Source organism: Aeromonas sp. R5-4 (genome assembly GCF_040908215.1).
In the GTDB taxonomy this organism is placed as follows: domain Bacteria; phylum Pseudomonadota; class Gammaproteobacteria; order Enterobacterales; family Aeromonadaceae; genus Aeromonas; species Aeromonas veronii.
The window spans coordinates 26,188-39,673 of the sequence record NZ_JBFODG010000002.1; the positions used below are offsets into that span (position 1 = coordinate 26,188).

13 protein-coding genes are annotated in these 13,486 nt (G+C 59.7%); 5 read left to right on the forward strand and 8 right to left on the reverse strand.

Going from position 1 to position 13,486, the window contains the following annotated elements; genetic code table 11:
- Positions 1-58: 58 nt before the first annotated feature.
- The 4 genes from AB5Y83_RS01410 to AB5Y83_RS01425 all read right to left on the reverse strand — a co-directional run bounded on the left by AB5Y83_RS01410 (position 59) and on the right by AB5Y83_RS01425 (position 6,211).
- Entirely contained in the window at positions 59-1,909 is a 1,851-nt protein-coding gene (locus AB5Y83_RS01410) for an extracellular solute-binding protein (RefSeq protein WP_368174572.1), read from the reverse strand.
- Between the two features lie 127 nt (positions 1,910-2,036).
- Positions 2,037-2,783 carry a DNA-binding transcriptional regulator YciT gene (locus AB5Y83_RS01415; protein WP_181224371.1) on the reverse strand — a complete coding sequence of 249 codons (747 nt, stop codon included), beginning with the start codon at positions 2,781-2,783 and terminating at the stop codon, positions 2,037-2,039.
- Between the two features lie 94 nt (positions 2,784-2,877).
- Positions 2,878-5,310, reverse strand: a complete 2,433-nt coding sequence (locus tag AB5Y83_RS01420) for a formate C-acetyltransferase/glycerol dehydratase family glycyl radical enzyme (protein ID WP_368174573.1) — start codon at positions 5,308-5,310, stop codon at positions 2,878-2,880.
- 4 nt (positions 5,311-5,314) lie between these two features.
- Positions 5,315-6,211: a glycyl-radical enzyme activating protein gene (locus AB5Y83_RS01425; protein ID WP_368174574.1), complete on the reverse strand. Its 897-nt coding sequence runs from the start codon at positions 6,209-6,211 to the stop codon at positions 5,315-5,317.
- 128 nt (positions 6,212-6,339) lie between these two features.
- On the opposite strand from AB5Y83_RS01425, the gene fsa reads away from it, so the two are divergent.
- Positions 6,340-6,993: a fructose-6-phosphate aldolase gene (gene fsa / locus AB5Y83_RS01430; RefSeq protein ID WP_279487424.1), complete on the forward strand. Its 654-nt coding sequence runs from the start codon at positions 6,340-6,342 to the stop codon at positions 6,991-6,993.
- A gap of 132 nt (positions 6,994-7,125) precedes the next feature.
- Positions 7,126-7,305: a hypothetical protein gene (locus AB5Y83_RS01435; protein WP_128816504.1), complete on the forward strand. Its 180-nt coding sequence runs from the start codon at positions 7,126-7,128 to the stop codon at positions 7,303-7,305.
- Between the two features lie 18 nt (positions 7,306-7,323).
- Here AB5Y83_RS01435 and AB5Y83_RS01440 read toward each other — a convergent pair whose 3' ends face one another.
- The gene (locus tag AB5Y83_RS01440; RefSeq protein ID WP_005350638.1) at positions 7,324-8,523 is read right to left on the reverse strand and encodes an HD-GYP domain-containing protein; all 1,200 of its coding nucleotides are present in this window, start codon (positions 8,521-8,523) and stop codon (positions 7,324-7,326) included.
- 168 nt (positions 8,524-8,691) lie between these two features.
- On the opposite strand from AB5Y83_RS01440, the gene rsuA reads away from it, so the two are divergent.
- Positions 8,692-9,384, forward strand: a complete 693-nt coding sequence (gene rsuA, locus AB5Y83_RS01445; RefSeq protein WP_005359501.1) for a 16S rRNA pseudouridine(516) synthase RsuA — start codon at positions 8,692-8,694, stop codon at positions 9,382-9,384.
- A gap of 19 nt (positions 9,385-9,403) precedes the next feature.
- Here the strand turns inward: rsuA and AB5Y83_RS01450 are convergent, their stop codons facing one another.
- Positions 9,404-10,303, reverse strand: coding sequence for a DMT family transporter (locus AB5Y83_RS01450; RefSeq protein ID WP_201990399.1), 900 nt, complete (start codon positions 10,301-10,303; stop codon positions 9,404-9,406).
- 156 nt (positions 10,304-10,459) lie between these two features.
- Here AB5Y83_RS01450 and AB5Y83_RS01455 point away from each other — a divergent pair, with 156 nt between their 5' ends.
- Both AB5Y83_RS01455 and yfcE read left to right on the forward strand, forming a co-directional pair.
- Positions 10,460-12,097 (forward strand): peptide ABC transporter substrate-binding protein, encoded by a 1,638-nt coding sequence (locus AB5Y83_RS01455; RefSeq protein ID WP_021231065.1) that lies wholly within the window; start codon positions 10,460-10,462, stop codon positions 12,095-12,097.
- Positions 12,098-12,107: 10 nt separating this feature from the next.
- Positions 12,108-12,650 (forward strand): phosphodiesterase, encoded by a 543-nt coding sequence (gene yfcE, locus AB5Y83_RS01460; protein ID WP_021231064.1) that lies wholly within the window; start codon positions 12,108-12,110, stop codon positions 12,648-12,650.
- Between the two features lie 36 nt (positions 12,651-12,686).
- Here yfcE and AB5Y83_RS01465 read toward each other — a convergent pair whose 3' ends face one another.
- Together AB5Y83_RS01465 and flgM are read right to left on the reverse strand one after the other, a co-directional pair.
- Positions 12,687-13,103, reverse strand: a complete 417-nt coding sequence (locus tag AB5Y83_RS01465) for a flagella synthesis protein FlgN (RefSeq protein WP_021231063.1) — start codon at positions 13,101-13,103, stop codon at positions 12,687-12,689.
- Positions 13,100-13,420 carry a flagellar biosynthesis anti-sigma factor FlgM gene (flgM, locus tag AB5Y83_RS01470; RefSeq protein WP_021231062.1) on the reverse strand — a complete coding sequence of 107 codons (321 nt, stop codon included), beginning with the start codon at positions 13,418-13,420 and terminating at the stop codon, positions 13,100-13,102. The genes AB5Y83_RS01465 and flgM overlap by 4 nt, the downstream gene beginning before the upstream one ends.
- Positions 13,421-13,486: the final 66 nt, after the last annotated feature.

Genomic DNA, 13,486 nt, shown 5'->3' on the forward strand with positions numbered 1-13,486 from the left:
ACCCCGCTATCTGGCGGGGTCTTTTGTTTTAAGGACTTTTGCCGATGGGCTGATGCAATCAGGGCTGGCGATAAGTGGTGTCGATGATGGGCTCGGCCGGGAAGATCTTGCCACTCTTGATAGCTGCCCTGGTCTCGGATTTTAGCTCTTCATCAATCCATAGCAGACCGCCATAGCTGTAACCGCTGTTGTCGCCACCGAGGGGCCAGTAAAGTTGCTCGCTCTTGGGGGTTGCAGGTACTTTTGGCAGTTTGATCCAGCGCCATGCGCCTTCCCGGGTGTAGGGCACCTGATACGCAGGCACGAAGCTGGCCAGTTCATAGAGCCGCTGCTGGATCTGCCGTGACAGGGCCGCCTTTTTGGCAAAGTCGAACTCCTTGTCATACTGCTCCACCAAGGCTGTGATGGCGTCGTCATCGATGTTCATGATGTTGTTGGTCTGGGGTTTGTTGGCGTTGATCTTGTGGAAGAACTCCCAATAGGCGGGATAGCGGCTGCCCGCCCAGGCCATCCAGGCGCTCTGGTGCTTTTTCTCCAGCATCGATTTGAAACCGGCCGATGCATCCATCAGGTTGAGCTCCAGATTAAGCCCCGCCTTCTTGGCCTCTTCCCGCAACAGCGTGAGCCGCTGGGCGTGCTCCGCCGTGGTGTAGGTGATAGCGAGGGTAAGTGACTGCCCCTTGTCGTTTTGCAAAATCCCCTGCGGCCCCACTTTGTTGAAACCGGCTTTGGCAAAGTATTCCCGTGCCAGTTTGGGATCGAACGGACGGGCCTTGATCTCGCTGTTGGTAAATTCACCCTGACCGGAGCCATAACTGTTGAGTCGCTGGTAATCCCCCCGCAGCAGGGTGGTGAGCATCTTGTCGAGGTTGAGGGCATGCTGGACCCCGAGCCGCACATCGAGATTATTCAGCTGCGGATCGGCGGTGTTGAGATAGAGCCCCATCGGCGATTGCGGAGTCTGGTTGTAGAACCAGGTGCGCCCGATATAACCCTTCTCGAACTCCGCGGTTTTGGTCTTGTCGTGCCACCAGTTGGGCATCACCAGCGGGAAGGTGTCGAGATCGCCGCGCAGGAAGTGCTGCCAGGCGATGTTCAGATCCCTGAGCACCTTGATCTCGATCCGCGCAGGATTGAAGCGATGCTGGAAGTAGCGCTCGTCATCCCCCCACCAGTTTTCAATCCGTTTGAAGGTGACCGATTTACCCTTTTTCACCTGATCGAGCTGATAGGGGCCGGTGACCGGCAACACCTTCCAGTTGTACTCCTTGACCCAGTTGGCGGTGAGCTTGATGGCGTGGCTCGGCTCCGGGCTGATGGGCAGTGACTCGAGCAGATCTTGGCGGCTCTTTTCGGTGCCGCTGGTGATGGCCAGGGTGTGATCATCAAACTTGGTGATGTCTGCTATCTGGGTGCTGTAGTAGTTGTTGTACCAGGGGTCGTTGATCTCTTTGCTGCGCATCATCTTGAGGGTAAAGAGCCAGTCATCGGCGGTGACCGGCTGGCCGTCTGACCAGCGCGCTTTGGGATTGATGCGAAAATAGAGGGTCTTGTTGTCGGTGCCGAAAGCCCACTCGTTTGCCAGCATCGGCATGGGGTTGCCGGTGACGGGATGAGTGCTCAGCAGTGGCAGGTTGGTTTCCCGCACGTAACCGGCAAAGCCGCCGTTGGAGTCGGGGCCATATTTGCGCAGGGTCAGGGGGAAGCTGGTCATAAAGGTGCGAAAGGTGCCGCCGCGCTTGGCGGCCGGATCGGCATAGAGAGGATCCTGGTTGTTGCTCTCCCACTTCAAGTCGGCGGGCAGCGTGGCACTCCAGCCAAACGGGCTCCAGCACAGGGTCAGGGTGATGGCGGTGGTGCGAATGATAGGGGAGAGTCGGCGTTCCCCGGCTGTGATGGTCGATGGCATGTCCTTGCTCTCCTGAAGTCTGCTTCCTGCAGATCACACACTGGTGATGTCAGTCCCGATGGGGACTGGCTCATCATGGAAATTTTATCCTGTCAGGTCAATGAAATAGCGTGAATTAGCGGGTGGCCTAGGCCGCAACGCAGTGCAGGATGATCCCCTTGGCCGCGATGGCGGCCCGCATGGGGGCGGGCAGGGCATCGTCGGTAACCAGCACGTTGATCTGGCCCGGCGCGCCAAGCTGGCTCGGGTGGATGGCGCCAAATTTGCTGCTGTCGGTGATCACCACATTGGTCATCCCCTTGGCCAGCACACTGTTGACCACATCGGCCCGCATCATGTCGCGGCCGGTGAACCCCATCTCGGGATGAAAGCCATCCACCCCGATGAAGGCCTTGGAGAAGTGCACCTGCTCGATGCAGAGGCGAGTGAGCGGCCCTACCACGCTCTCGCTCTGATGCTGGAACAGCCCGCCGAGCAGCACCACCTGAGCCGGGGTGTCTTTGAGCAGATGGGCGATATAGCTGCTGATGGTGATGATGGTGACCCGTTTGTGCAGGGCCAGATGGCGCGCCAGCATGGCGTTGGCGCTGCCCCCTTCGATAAAGACCGTCTCACCATCTTCCACCAGCTGGGCGGCCCGCTCGGCGAGGCGCTCCTTGAGCAGGAAGTTGATGTTCATCCGCGCATCCGGGTCATCGGTCTCCAGCGCCATGGCCGAGCCGTGTACCCGTCTGAGCAGTCCCTGCTTCTCCAGCGCGGTGAGGTCGTTGCGCACCGTCACCTCAGACACGCCGGTATGTCGGGAGAGTTCACTCACGCTCATCTTGCGAGCCTGATGGACCAGAGTGAGGATCAGTTGGTGGCGTGGATTCATGGTGCGCTCACATGCAAGGTGTTGGATAGCGGCAAGCCACCCGTGGGGTGGCTTGCCAATCATATGACGTCACTGGCGCCATGGGTGCGCCCCGTCAGAGACTGTGCTCGGTGCGGGCGATGATATCATCTTGCGCATCCGGGGATAAGGCGGTGAAGAAGGCCGAATAGCCCGCCACCCGTACCACCAGATCCCGGTATTGATCCGGATTGGCTTTGGCCGCCAGCAGGGTCTCGCGCGAGACGATGTTGTACTGCACGTGCCACCCCTTGTGCACCTCGAAGAAGGTGCGCAGCAGGCTCATCAGCTTGGCCTTGTCCCGCTCGTTCTCAAGGCTCGCCGGACTCAGCTTCTGGTTGAGCAGCACCCCGCCGAGGATGGCCGCCGTGGGCAGCTTGCCGATGGAGTTGAATACCGCCGTCGGGCCGAGACGATCCGAACCTGACGACGGGCTGGCCCCTTCCGCCAACGGCGTGCGGGCGTGGCGACCATCCGGGGTGGCCATGGTGGCGGCACCGAAGGGCACGTTGGCGGAGATGGAGGAGGTGCCGGCATAGTAGGTGCCGCCGATGGGGCCACGGCCGAAGCGGGTATTGTGCAGCCCATTGAGCTCGTCGATGTAGCTCTGGTAAGCCTGCACCAGCAGCAGGTCAACCTCGTCCAGATCGTTGCCATATTTGGGGGCGGCATTGGTGAGGCGCTGGCGCAGCTGCTCCCCCGCCAGCCCGGCAAAATCCTGCTCCAGCGCGGCAGCCAGTTCAGCCTGATCCACCACGCCCTGCTCGAACACCAGTTTCTTCAGGGCCGCCAGACTGTTGCCGAGGTTGGCGATCCCCACCTGCAGACCTGAGACCCAGTCATAGACGGCGCCCCCCTCCTTGATGGTTTTGCCGCGCTCTATGCAGTCATCCACCAGGGTGCTACAGAGGATGTCATGGGCTTGAGCCTCCAGCACGCTGTCGACCACGCAGTCGATCTCGATGGATTTGCGGGTGAAGTAGCGCACCTGCTCATCCCAGCGGGCCATCACCTCGTCAAAGTTGCCAAAACTCCCGTCTCGCAGCGACTGGGGTTGGGGCAGGAATACCTTGCCGGTGGTGGCATCGCGGCCACCATCGAGGGAGGCCAGCAGGATGCGGGCGAAGTTGATAAAGCTCATGCCGGTGCAGCGGTAGCCCCACTTGCCGGGCACGGCGGTCTCAATGCAACCGATGGCTGCGTAGTGGTGGGCATCCTCCACGCTCACCCCGAGCTTGATGAACTCGGGGATCACCACCTCGTCGTTGTTGAAGGCGGGCATGCCAAAGCCGCAGCGGATCACCTGAATGCAGGCGTCGAGGAAATCCTCGCTCATCTCGGCATGGTAGCGCACCGAGAGGTTGGGTTGGGTGGATCTCAGCTGGCCGCAGGACTCCAGAATCGCGTAGGAGAGGCCATTGACCGCGTCATGGGCTGCACCATCCCGCCAGTTCTGGCCGCCGATGGTGACGTTCTGATAGAGCGGGCTGCCGGCAGAGGCCTTGGAGTGGGTACCGGAGCGGATCTTGTTCACCTCCAGCAACTTGAGCCAGCACCCTTGCAGCAGTTCGATGGCGCGGGGGCGTGACAGGGATTCCGACAGCTCCACCTCGCGGCGATACCAGGGGTAGAGGTACTGATCCATCCGGCCAAACGACACCGAGTGGCCGTTGGATTCGATCTGCAGGATGAGCTGGATAAAGTAGCAGAGCTGCAGCGCTTGCCAGAAGGTCTCGGGGGGCTGGTGGGCGATGTGGGCGCAGTTGAGCGCGATGGTCTCAAGCTCGTTTCGGCGCTCGGGGCGAGATTCCTGTGCTGCCATATCATGGGCAAGTGCGGCGTAGCGCGAGATGTGAGCGCTGACCGCATCCAGAGTGATGGCGACGGCGTGCAGGAACTGCTCGCGCTGCAGATCGGCCCAATCCGCCAAATCCAGCCGACTGCGGCGCTCGGCCACCTTGGCCTTGAAGCCATCGAGACCCAGAGTGAGCAGCTGCTCATAGTTGACCGAGAGGTGGGCATCCCCCGAGGTCATGTTGCCCTCGGCCTTGATGATGCCGCTCTCCAGCAGCGCTTTCTGCTCGTCGGTAAAGAGGCCGAAGCAGCGATCCTGCACCGTCTGGCCGCGCCAGAAGGGGGTTAGGGCGTGGATGATCGCCTTGTCGGTTTCGCTGACCGCAAAACCGGCGCCGGGACGGTCTGCCAGCTCGTCGATCTCCTTCTCAATCCAGCTCACCGTGTATTCGGGAAACAGTGGCGCCGCCCGTACCTGACTGGCCTGATTGCCGACGATAAGCTCGTCGTGCTTGATCCAGATGGTGCGCTCCTTGAGGTGATGGGCCAGCGCCAGGGCGCGGCGCACTGGTAGTGGCCGGGCGAGATGAGCCTGATAGGCCTCGGTGTAGTGGCGGGCACGCTCGGTGCAGACCGGCGGCTGAACGATGTGGATCAGGCTCTCTTTGTGGGCGCGGATCCGCGGGCTGAGGGTATTGAGGTCGAGCTGGGTCATGATCTTATCCTTTGGTCACAGGGGTCAGCCCCTGACGTTGGGCGTATGCATGGGCAAAGCTGAGTAAATCGGGGTCGTCGAGCGGTGTCTCCGGCGCCTGATAGGGCAGATCCAGCAGGGCATATTTGCCCACGCCTAAGGTGTGGTAGGGGAGGAAGTGGATCTCCTGCACCGTGCCGAGGCTGGCGGCGGTGTCGGTGATGGCACTGATCGATGCGCGGTCGGCATTGAAGCCGGGAATGAGCGGCACCCGGATCTGCATCGGCACGCCGTGCTCGGCGAGGCGTTTGAGGTTCGCGATGGGCAGCTCCACCTTGCCGCGGGTCCAGTGGAAGAATCGTTCTTGATCCACGTGTTTGAGATCCGCCAGCATCAGATCCAGTGAGGGGAGACTTGGCTCAATCTGGTGCCAGGGCACATGGAGGCAGCTCTCGATTGCGGTGTGCAGCCCTTTGGCCTTGCAGCGGGCCAGCAGGGCGGCGGCAAAGTCGGGCTGCATAAACGGTTCGCCACCGGAGAGGGTGACGCCACCGCCGCTGCGCTCGAAGAAGGGGCGATCCCGCAAGATGGTGTCCATCAGGGTGTCCAGGGTTTCATCGCGGCCGCACACCTGTAGCGCTTCGCTGGGGCAGAGGCCGCGCAGCCGTTCCATATCATCGGCCTTGAAGGCAGAACGGTTGAGCTGGATGCCCTCGCTGTCACGCAAGATTGCCGGACACGCCTGGCTGCAGAGCTGGCATCCCTCGATGCACTGGCGCCGGTCGAGTAGTATGTCCGGCTTGGGAGAGCGGCTTTCCGGGTTTTGACACCACAGACAGGCCAGCGAGCACCCCTTGAGAAACACCAAGGTGCGAATGCCGGGGCCGTCGTGAGTTGAATATCGTTGCAGGTCGAAAATCATACCGCCTCCTTTTGTATTTGCATTCTATTTGCTTTCATTCGAAAATTGATTTGATTTCGATCAAACTGTTTGCAGATGTTTTATCGCTAGAATGGCGACATATTGAACATCCCGTTAAGGAGTTAGAGATGGAGCTGTATCTCGATACCGCCGATGTGGCGGCAGTGCGTCGCTGGTCACGGATCCTGCCGTTGGCCGGTGTCACCACCAATCCTTCCATTACTGCCGCCGGGGGATTGTCGCTCTGTGAGCTGCTGCCCGCCCTGCGCGACGTGCTGGGCCCCAAGGCGCGCCTGTTTGCCCAGGTGATGGCCAAAACCGAAACCGAGATGGTGCGCGAGGCATTCGCCCTGCGTGAACTGGACCCGGATCTGGTTATCAAGATCCCGGTATGCGCAGAGGGGCTGGCTGCCATCAAGAGCCTGACCGCCAACGGTGTGCCGACTTTGGGCACCGCTGTCTATACCCCGCTGCAGGGTTGGCTGGCGGCGGTGGCGGGGGCGGAATATGTCGCGCCCTACGTTAACCGGCTGGATGCCCAGGGCGGCGATGGCATTGCCACCGTGCAGGAGTTGCAACAGCTGCTTGAGTTGCACGCCCCGAACAGCAAAGTGCTGGCGGCGTCATTTCGCACTCCCCGTCAGGCCCTTGACTGCCTGCTGGCCGGTTGCCAATCCATCACATTGCCGCTCGATGTGGCCGAGCAGTTGCTGAACGTGCCGGCGGTGGATGCGGCATTGGCGAAGTTTGATCAGGATTGGCAGCGCGCCTTCGGTCGCTGATCCCGGTGACAAGCTGATTGCCGTGATTGAGAGGGGGAGGGTGAAGAAGCGCGGGTGATGGGGATTGACCGACTAGACTGGAAACAGGTGGCTACATTCGCGGGCCGCCCTGCAGTCTACCGGAGGTATCCCATGAGCGACCATCTGCTGCTCCCCCATGGTGAAGATTTGCGTCGTGCGGTGCGTTGGCTCAGCGAGCACCACCAGCACGATATCGCCGCCATTGAAGAGGCCAGCCTGCGTTTTGATCTCTCGCCGCTGGATGAGGAGTTTCTGATCCGGCACTGGCTCGACAGCCAGCGCCAATCATGAATATCTGAGGTGAGAGATTTAGAAGAAATTGGCGAGGTTGATGCCAAACTCTTTGGGGTCGACCGTGTTTTCGATGCTCTCCTGCACCCCTGACTTGGCCAGATCCAGCCACTGTACATCGAGGTAGTGACGCTGGGTGGCGTGATAGATCACCTTGACCACTGGCTTGAGCGGCTGCTGCTCGTTGCGCTGCATCACGATAGCCAGGCGCTGGTTTGAGAGCTGTACCAGAGTGCCCACCGGATAGACCCCCATGCACTTGATGAACTTGGTAACCAGTTCGGCATCAAAGTGCTGATTGATCCCCTTGAGCAGAATGCGGAAGGCCTGGGTCGGCTGCATACCTGCTTTGTAGACCCGATCCGCGGTGATGGCATCATAGACATCGACGATGCCGCTCATCCGGGTATAGAGGGAGAGCTGCTCCCCCTTCAGTCGTTGCGGGTAGCCGGAGCCATCGAGCCGCTCGTGGTGGTTGGCGGCCACCTCCAGCATGGTGGGGGTAATGCCAGGGGTATTGCTGAGGATCTCGTAACTGTGCACCACATGTTGGCGCATGATGGCGAACTCCTCATCGGTCAGCTTGCCCGGTTTGTGGAGCACCTCGTCCGGGGTCATGATCTTGCCCACGTCGTGCAGCAGGCCACCCAGGGTCAACTCCTTGAGCACGCTGCGCTCAAGCCCCAGATAGCGGCCGAAGTTAGCCAGCAGAATGGCCACGTTCATGGAGTGTTCCATCAGGTAGGCATCCTTGGCGCGAATTCGAGCCAGACAGAGCATGGCATCGCCGTGGGTGAACATGGTGTCCACCATCTCTTCGGCGACTTCGGCCAGCGGGGTGATGTCGATGGGTTCACCCGCTTTGAGGTGGCGAATGAACTTGCCTTGCAGCTCGCGCGCTTCCTGATAGAGGCGGCGGATTTTAAGCTCCCGTCCTTCGCCGTTGGCACTGGCACGGCGCCCTACCTGGGCGCTGTTGGCATTGAGATCGGGGGAGGTAACGGCGTCACTTTCGGCACTGCCCAGCTTGCTGCGGGCCAGATCGATGCGTACCGTGAGCACCCCCTGACGCACCAGATTGGCAATTTGCGCCACGCTAGTCACCAAGCCCATCTGGGCGATCTCCATCCCACCTGTCTGGCTGGCGATAGCAATGACATACATGCCGGGTTTTAGCTGGTTGACGGGAATGACGGGATAGGATGCTTGAGACTTCATGAAGGCTTCCTGACTCTTATTATTATGAGTATCGTTCGGATGGGTCACACCGGAGAAGTGTAACATCGGATGACCAGTTCGTCATAATTGGCAACCCCTTAACAGTGGCGTTGTCGCCCCCGCCCGATATAATGACGCCCCTTTACTTGTTGGACTCCGAGGTTGTGAATGCGGCTTGATAAATTTCTGTGCGATTGTTCCGATTTGACCCGCTCGCTGGCAGGCAAACTGATCCGTCAGGGTGAGGTCATGGTGGATGGCATTGTGGTCAAGCAGCCCGCTTTTCATATCAATGAGCAGAGCCAGATCGAGTTTGACGGCGTGTTGCTGACGCTGGAGCAGCGCAACCGCTATTTCATGCTGCACAAACCGGAAGGTTACGTCTGCTCCAACGAGGATCCGGATCACCCGACCGTCTTCTTCCTGATGGATGAGCCGGCGATGGGCAAGCTGCATGTAGTGGGGCGCCTCGACCTCGATACCACGGGTCTGGTGCTGGTGACCGACGACGGCCAATGGTCCCACCGCATCACCTCGCCGCGCCACGAGTGTGCCAAGACCTATCACGTCTGGCTGGCCGATCCGGTGAGCCCGGATGCAATCGAGCTGTTCGCCGAAGGGGTCTACCTGCGTAACGAGACCGATAAAACCCGTCCTGCCCAGCTGGAAATTCTCGGCGAGTGCGAGGCCCGCCTGACCATCCACGAAGGCAAGTACCATCAGGTCAAGCGGATGTTTGCCTCCATCGGCAACAAGGTCGTTGGCTTGCATCGCGAGCGGGTGGGCGGTCTGACGCTGGATGAAGAGTTGGCACCCGGTGAATACCGCGAGCTGACCGCTGAGGAGATTGCCCTGTTCTAATCAGGGATGGTGCCGGGTGTCAGTGAGTGCTGAAACCCAGCACCAGCGCCGTGCCCAGGGTGGCAATCAGTGCACCCGCCCAGGCGGCAATGGATGGCCGCTCCCCCGAGTGCCACCACAACAGCGGCAGCAGCAGTACCGGCGTGGTAGAGGAGAGAATGGCCACCATGCCCACCTCGCCCTGCCGCAGCGCCATCAGGATCAGCGTCATCCCCAGCCCCATCGCCAGAAAACCGTTGGTGGCAATCATGGCGAGGATATGGCGATTGACCGGTTTGAGCGGCATGGCCAGCGGCAAGCGCCCCAGCCGAAGGACGCAATGGGCCAGCAGGGCACTGCCCATCCGGATACCCGATGCACTCACCGCATCCACCTCACCACTCATCATCACCGGTTTGGCGATGATGGCTCCCACGCTCTGACACAGTGCCGCCGTCAGGCCAAGGCCAATTCCCAGCGCCAGATTGCCACGGATCTGCTCCCACTCGTTGCTGCTACTGCGTCTGCCAAACAGGATCGCCAGCATTACGCCGGCAAAGACCAGCATGGCCCCCAGCAGTCGCCAGCCCGTCAGCTGTTCATTAAAGAGCCAGAGTCCAAGCAGGGCGGAAAACAGCGCATGGCAGGAGAAGAGCAGGGCACTGCGTCTTGGCCCCAACCGGTTCATGCAGGCAAACAGCGCCGTATCGCCCACGAAGATGCCGATCAGCCCCGAGATGGCGAGCAGGGGCAGGGCGCTTGCGGTGAGGGTTTGCCAGCCACCGGTGAGCAGACTCATAGTGCCGAGCATCAGGCTGACCAGAAACATGCGCCAGCGGCTGTAGGCAAATGCGCCGAGATGACGGGCCGGTTTGACCGAAATTAGCGCTGCAATTGCCCATAAACTGGCCGATGCGAGGGCCAGCCACTCATAACCCATAAAAACTCCTGAAAAAATTAACCCGAAAGACTCCATCTCCCGGGCAAGCCCGATACAATACGGGGCGTTTTCGGGGATAACAAGAGCGGCATCAGGCATTCATCAGGCGCGCCGTCGGCCTTCCCCTCCTGCAGTGGTGTTATTCGAGGTTTTGTCATGAGGTATGGTTTCTTCCCCAAGCTGGCGCAACGCTGGCTCTCCCCGCTATTACTTGCCGTGCTGGCAGGGCCCCTGGCCCATGCCACCACCGTTGAGCAGCAGCCTCTGCTTGCCGAGCGGCAAACCCTGGTAAAGGGCAACGGTGCCGAGCCGGAGTCGCTGGATCCGGCGCTGGTGCGCTCCGGTTTTCCGGGGGAGGCCGTGCTGGTCGATCTGTTTGAAGGGCTGGTCAGTGATGATGGGCAGGGGAATATCGTCCCTGCTCAGGCACAGCGCTGGGAGGTGAGTGAAGATGGGCTGGAGTGGCGATTCTTCCTGCGCCCTCAACTGAAATGGTCCAATGGCGAGCCGCTGGTGGCCGCTGATTTCGTCTATGCATGGCGCCGTCTGCTCGATCCGGCCATCAACTCCCCTTCTGCCGGATTGCTGCTGGCCACGGGGATCAACAATGCGCAATCCATCTATGCCGGCGCGCTGGAGCTCGGCAATCTGGGCATTGAAGCGCAAAGCGATCAGATCCTGAAAATCACCCTGGAGCGGCCGGCTCCCTATTTCCTGCAGCTCATCAGTCAGCGCCCCTTTGTGCCAGTCAACCAGAAGGCGATAGCCAAATTTGGCAAACAATGGACCGAGCCCGGCAAGCTGGTGAGCAATGGTGCTTACCGGCTGGCAAGCTGGACGCCAAACGAGCAGATAGAAGCCGAGCGCAATATCCACTACTGGGATGACCTTCACACCCGTATCGGACGGGTCACCTATCTGCCTATCACTTCGCAACATGCCGAACGGCTGCGCTATGAGGCTGGTGAAATACAGCTCACCAACAAGGTCTCCCTCGGCTATTACCAGAAGATGAAGCGCGAATCTCCGGAGCGGCTCTGGGGCTTGCCGCTGTTTGGCACCTATCTCTATGCGTTCAATCTGAAACGCCCCGAACTGCAGGATGTGCGGGTGCGTCAGGCGCTCTCCATGGCGGTTGATCGACAGCAGCTCATTGGATCGGTGAGCGGGCAGGATGAACAGGCGGCATGGTCGCTGTTGCCGGAGATGCCGGGTTACCCTCGGGTGATATTGCCTGTGGCGCTTGAAGATATGCCGACCCGCCAGGCCAAAGCGGCAGCGTTGTTGTCAGCGGCCGGGTATAACAGTGCCAATCCACTCAAGCTGAGCATCACCTACAACAGCGCCGAAACCCACAAGCAGATGGCGATGGCCATTGCCGCCATGTGGCAGAAGCTGGGGGTACAGGTCACTCTCAACAGTCTGGAGTGGGGCGCCTATCAGGTGGCCAAGGATAGCGGTGATTTTCAGGTGGCCAGAAGCTTTCTGTTTGGCGATTACGTGGAGCCATCAGCCATGCTGGGCAGCTTCCGTTGTCAGGATCTGCGCAACGAGAGCGGCTACTGCAATCCCGACTTTGATCTGCTGCTGGAGCAGGCGGCCAATACGCTGGACAGCGCGAGTCGGGTTGAACTCTACCGGCATGCCGAACAGTTGCTGCTTGAGGAGGCGCCGATCCTCCCCGTGTATCATTACAATCAGATGAGACTGGTCGATCCCGCGCTGCGAGGGTTGCCCAGCCAGAATTTGAAAGGGACTATTGCCACCAAGGATCTCTATTTCAGCCCGCAGTGAGGAGCATTTCATGAAACTTGCCATCATTTCCGACATCCACGGCAGCATCATTGCGCTGGAGCGGGTGCTGACCCAACTTGAGCCCTGGCAGCCGGATCACTATCTACTGCTCGGCGATCTGCTCAACCATGGCCCGCGCAATCCTCTGCCGGAGGGATATAACCCGGCCGCCGTGGCTGATCGGCTCAACGAGCTGGCACCGCGAATCATCGCGGTGCGGGGCAATTGTGATTCCGAAGTGGATCAGATGCTGTTGCGCTTTCCCATCACAGCCCCCTACAACCAGTTGCTGGTCGATGAGCGGCGCTGGTTTGTCAGCCATGGCCATCTTTATCGCCCGGACGAGGTACAGCTACCGCCGGGTAGTCTGTTCCTGAGCGGTCACACCCATGTGCCGGTGCTGGAGTGGCAGGGGGAGCGGGTATTGATGAACCCGGGGTCGATCTGTTTCCCGCGCGGCGAGTTGCCTGCCAGTTACGGGTGCTATGAGGACGGGGTACTGCGCGTCAATGCGTGTGAGAACGGGCGAGAGCTGTTGCGACTGGAGCTTTAAAACGGAGAGCAAAAATGCAAGGCCTGATAAGAGATGTCAGGCCTTGATACCGTAGGAGCGGGTGCCAGAGCGAGTATTACCCTTGGCGTCATAGGTCAGGCTGTTGCGATCGCGCAGCTGACTCAGAAAGGTTGCCAGACGACGGTTGGAGACGATGCTCAATTCAAGCAAGCGACCGTTGATATCATTTTGTGCCTGACAGGCATCCAGCTTTTCCCGGATCCGGGTCATCTCGTCAGGATAAGCCGCCAGTTGCTGAGCCAGCTCAGGCCATTGGGCCAGCTGTTTATCCAGACTCTCTATTTCAGCAAGCAGCAGCTGTTTTCGCTCGGTGAGTTCGGGCAGGGCCAGTGCCTGATGCTTTTCGAGCAAGCTGAACTCCTCTTCCAGAATGCTTTGCATCTGGCTGAGGTGTTCATCCTGGGTATGCAGTAACGAAGGCAGATCCATCATCCGAGAACTTTGTCCAGATTGGTCTCAAAGCTGAACATCTTCTTGGCCACAGCGTCGCTGTTAACCTGATATTCGCCACTCGCGACGGCTTTTTTCAGCCGTTCGACCTTGCTCTCATTGCCGGTCGAGGCGGTATTTAGGTTTTGTTGCATCTTTTGCAATTGTTGCGCCTCACTGGTCAAGGAGACGGAGTCCAGCTTGACAGTAGCCGCTTTGTTTTCGGGCGATGAGGTGACTGACTTGCTGCCTGTCCCCTGGCTATTAGCGGTATTTTGCAACCGATTATTCGCCAAGTTGTTGATATTGTTGATGGCCATTTTAGTTACCTTCGTCTGCTTTAAGGTTTGCTTACCTGTTTATCGGTGCGGCAGATCAAAACTTTA

Coding starts and splice junctions, on each gene's coding strand:
- AB5Y83_RS01410 (WP_368174572.1), bottom strand. CDS start 1,909: ATGCCATCGACCATCACAGCCGGGGAACGCCGACTCTCCCCTATCATT.
- AB5Y83_RS01415 (WP_181224371.1), bottom strand. CDS start 2,783: ATGAATCCACGCCACCAACTGATCCTCACTCTGGTCCATCAGGCTCGC.
- AB5Y83_RS01420 (WP_368174573.1), bottom strand. CDS start 5,310: ATGACCCAGCTCGACCTCAATACCCTCAGCCCGCGGATCCGCGCCCAC.
- AB5Y83_RS01425 (WP_368174574.1), bottom strand. CDS start 6,211: ATGATTTTCGACCTGCAACGATATTCAACTCACGACGGCCCCGGCATT.
- fsa (WP_279487424.1), top strand. CDS start 6,340: ATGGAGCTGTATCTCGATACCGCCGATGTGGCGGCAGTGCGTCGCTGG.
- AB5Y83_RS01435 (WP_128816504.1), top strand. CDS start 7,126: ATGAGCGACCATCTGCTGCTCCCCCATGGTGAAGATTTGCGTCGTGCG.
- AB5Y83_RS01440 (WP_005350638.1), bottom strand. CDS start 8,523: ATGAAGTCTCAAGCATCCTATCCCGTCATTCCCGTCAACCAGCTAAAA.
- rsuA (WP_005359501.1), top strand. CDS start 8,692: ATGCGGCTTGATAAATTTCTGTGCGATTGTTCCGATTTGACCCGCTCG.
- AB5Y83_RS01450 (WP_201990399.1), bottom strand. CDS start 10,303: ATGGGTTATGAGTGGCTGGCCCTCGCATCGGCCAGTTTATGGGCAATT.
- AB5Y83_RS01455 (WP_021231065.1), top strand. CDS start 10,460: ATGAGGTATGGTTTCTTCCCCAAGCTGGCGCAACGCTGGCTCTCCCCG.
- yfcE (WP_021231064.1), top strand. CDS start 12,108: ATGAAACTTGCCATCATTTCCGACATCCACGGCAGCATCATTGCGCTG.
- AB5Y83_RS01465 (WP_021231063.1), bottom strand. CDS start 13,103: ATGATGGATCTGCCTTCGTTACTGCATACCCAGGATGAACACCTCAGC.
- flgM (WP_021231062.1), bottom strand. CDS start 13,420: ATGGCCATCAACAATATCAACAACTTGGCGAATAATCGGTTGCAAAAT.